At 52.2% G+C, this 2,509-nt stretch carries 5 protein-coding genes; all 5 read left to right on the top strand.

The genetic code is table 11. The annotated features are described in order from the left end of the window. Positions 1–133 precede the first annotated feature (133 nt). The 5 genes from RT340_RS22550 to rpsL all read left to right on the top strand — a co-directional run bounded on the left by RT340_RS22550 (position 134) and on the right by rpsL (position 2,399). Positions 134–856, top strand: coding sequence for a transcriptional regulator (locus RT340_RS22550; RefSeq protein ID WP_034830776.1), 723 nt, complete (start codon positions 134–136; stop codon positions 854–856). Then, entirely contained in the window at positions 856–1,242 is a 387-nt protein-coding gene (tusD, locus tag RT340_RS22545) for a sulfurtransferase complex subunit TusD (protein ID WP_160834688.1), read from the top strand. The genes RT340_RS22550 and tusD overlap by 1 nt, the downstream gene beginning before the upstream one ends. Further along, a complete protein-coding gene (tusC, locus tag RT340_RS22540) occupies positions 1,242–1,601 on the top strand; it encodes a sulfurtransferase complex subunit TusC (RefSeq protein ID WP_034830771.1) in 360 nt (119 codons plus the stop codon). Before tusD ends, tusC begins: the two co-directional genes overlap by 1 nt. A 9-nt stretch (positions 1,602–1,610) precedes the next feature. Continuing rightward, the gene (gene tusB / locus RT340_RS22535; protein ID WP_211729249.1) at positions 1,611–1,898 is read left to right on the top strand and encodes a sulfurtransferase complex subunit TusB; all 288 of its coding nucleotides are present in this window, start codon (positions 1,611–1,613) and stop codon (positions 1,896–1,898) included. 126 nt (positions 1,899–2,024) lie between these two features. Next, complete coding sequence (rpsL, locus tag RT340_RS22530; RefSeq protein WP_006120575.1) at positions 2,025–2,399, top strand: 30S ribosomal protein S12; 375 nt, start codon at positions 2,025–2,027, stop codon at positions 2,397–2,399. Positions 2,400–2,509: the final 110 nt, after the last annotated feature.

Raw genomic sequence — 2,509 nt, 5'->3', positions numbered from 1 at the left:
CGTTTTCTCCCCCAAACAAAGCTCTGGCATAAGCGAACGACATTTGCCAGACTAGCGGCTGTAAAACTATCCAGGTATTGAGTCTGCCCTGCAGCGCTATGACAGGCTCCAGCCATTTAGGGTAATGTCTTCGATGTCTAATCCATTCAATCCCGGTGAACTGACTGACTTCGATTTACTGGAGCAACGTCCGTTTGAGCAAGCCGATTACGATATTCTCAAATCTTACGAAGCCGTCGTTGATGGCCTCGCGATGCTGATCGGCTCGCACTGCGAAATCGTGCTGCACTCACTGGAAGATTTGAAATGCTCCGCCGTGCGCATCGCCAACGGTGAACATACCGGCCGTAAAGTGGGCTCGCCGATTACCGATTTGGCACTGCGCATGCTGCACGATATGCATGGCGCTGACAGCAATGTGTCCCGTGCTTACTTCACGCGCGCTAAGAGCGGCGTGCTGATGAAATCGGTCACCATCGCGATTCGCAATCGTCAGCAGCGCGTGATTGGCCTGCTGTGTATTAACATGAACCTTGATGTGCCGTTCTCGCAGATTATGTCGACCTTTATGCCGCCGGAAATGCAGCAGGTAGATTCCAACGTCAACTTTGCCAGCTCAGTCGAAGACCTGGTGATGCAAACGCTGGAATTTACCATTGAGGAAGTGAGCAACGACCGCAATGTGTCGAACAACGCCAAGAATCGCCAGATTGTGCTCAACCTGTACGAGAAGGGAATTTTTGATATCAAGGATGCGATTAACCAGGTGGCCGATCGTCTCAATATTTCCAAACACACGGTTTATCTCTACATCCGCCAGTTCAAAAGTGGAGACTTCCAGGGGCAGGATCGCTAATGCGCTATACCTTGCTGGTAACGGGGCCAGCGTACGGTACGCAGAATGCCAGTAGTGCATTGCTGTTTGCTCGTGCGTTGCTCAAAGCAGGGCACCAGTTGGAAAGTGTTTTCTTTTATAGAGAAGGCGTGCTGAATGCCAATCAGCTCACTTCACCTGCCAGCGATGAAGTCGATGTGGTGCGCGCATGGCAGCAACTGCGCGAAGAGAGTGGTGCCGCGCTAAATATTTGCGTGGCTGCCGCATTGCGCCGTGGCGTGACGGATGAGCAGGAAGCGACGCGCTTGCAACTGGTGGGCAGTAATTTGCAGCCTGGTTTTAAACTGAGCGGCTTAGGTGCGCTGGCAGAAGCCGCGTTGAGCTGTGATCGTTTGGTGCAATTCTGATGAATCGTGTGGCATTTCTTTTCACTCAGGCACCCCACGGCAGCAGCGCGGGCAGGGAAGGGCTGGATGCGGTGCTGGCCACTGGCGCGCTCAGCGAAGACATTGGACTGTTCTTTATTGGCGATGGCGTACTGCAACTGCAACGCGCACAGCAGCCTGAGCAGATTTTGGCTCGCAACTATATCGCGACGTTCGGCGTGCTCGATCTCTACGACATCGACCAGTGTTTCGCCTGCCGAGAGTCACTTGATGCGCGCGGGCAAAGCTTGACGGCTGAACGCGTGATGACGGCTGAAGTGCTGGATGCCGCGACACTGCGCCAGAAACTCGCCACTTATCATCGAATCCTTCGTTTCTGAGAATCCAACATGCTCTACACGCTGCTGCAATCACCCTGGCAATGCGATATCGATAGCCTGTTACTGCTGATGCAGAAGGGCGACGACTTGCTGCTAATGCAGGATGGCGTCACGGCCGCGCTTGAGGGCAGCCAGATGTTCATCAAGCTGCAAGCCTCTCCGGCCGCGCTTTGGGTTCTTGAGGAAGATGTGGTCGCGCGTGGGTTGGTTGAGCAAATTTCGACCAAAGTAGCACGTTTGGACTATACTGGTTTCGTTGCGATGACGGTGAAGCACCAACAACAAGTGGCCTGGTAGCAAGGAAAACCTGGTTATTTCTTGACACCCTTTTGACACAGCCCTAAAATTCTGCCTCCTCGTAGTAATACGAGGCGATTTATTACGTGTTTACGAAGCAAAAAGCTAAATCCCAGGAGCTATTTAATGGCAACAGTTAACCAGCTGGTTCGCAAACCACGCGTACGCAAAGTTGCAAAGAGCAACGTGCCTGCGCTGGAAGCTTGCCCGCAGAAACGTGGTGTTTGTACTCGTGTGTACACCACTACCCCTAAAAAACCAAACTCAGCACTGCGTAAAGTTTGCCGTGTGCGTTTGACTAACGGTTTTGAAGTTACCTCCTACATCGGCGGTGAAGGTCATAACCTCCAGGAACACTCAGTGATCCTGATTCGTGGCGGTCGTGTTAAAGACTTGCCAGGTGTGCGTTACCACACCGTTCGCGGCGCGCTTGACTGCTCAGGTGTTAAAGACCGTAAGCAGTCACGCTCCAAGTACGGCGTGAAGAAGCCAAAGGCTTAATGGTTCTCCGTTAAGTAAGGCCAAACATTTTCACTTTAATGTCAAAATAAACTCGTAGAGTTTTGGACAATCCTGAATTAACAACGGAGTATTTCCATGCCACGTCGTCG

Source organism: Pantoea sp. CTOTU50773, assembly GCF_032082325.1.
GTDB classification, from domain to species: domain Bacteria; phylum Pseudomonadota; class Gammaproteobacteria; order Enterobacterales; family Enterobacteriaceae; genus Pantoea; species Pantoea communis.
This window is presented reverse-complemented; position numbering and strand designations above follow the sequence as displayed.

What these genes read in the sequence shown, in the direction of transcription:
- RT340_RS22550 (WP_034830776.1), top strand. Translation starts at nt 134, where the DNA reads ATGTCTAATCCATTCAATCCCGGTGAACTGACTGACTTCGATTTACTG.
- tusD (WP_160834688.1), top strand. Translation starts at nt 856, where the DNA reads ATGCGCTATACCTTGCTGGTAACGGGGCCAGCGTACGGTACGCAGAAT.
- tusC (WP_034830771.1), top strand. Translation starts at nt 1,242, where the DNA reads ATGAATCGTGTGGCATTTCTTTTCACTCAGGCACCCCACGGCAGCAGC.
- tusB (WP_211729249.1), top strand. Translation starts at nt 1,611, where the DNA reads ATGCTCTACACGCTGCTGCAATCACCCTGGCAATGCGATATCGATAGC.
- rpsL (WP_006120575.1), top strand. Translation starts at nt 2,025, where the DNA reads ATGGCAACAGTTAACCAGCTGGTTCGCAAACCACGCGTACGCAAAGTT.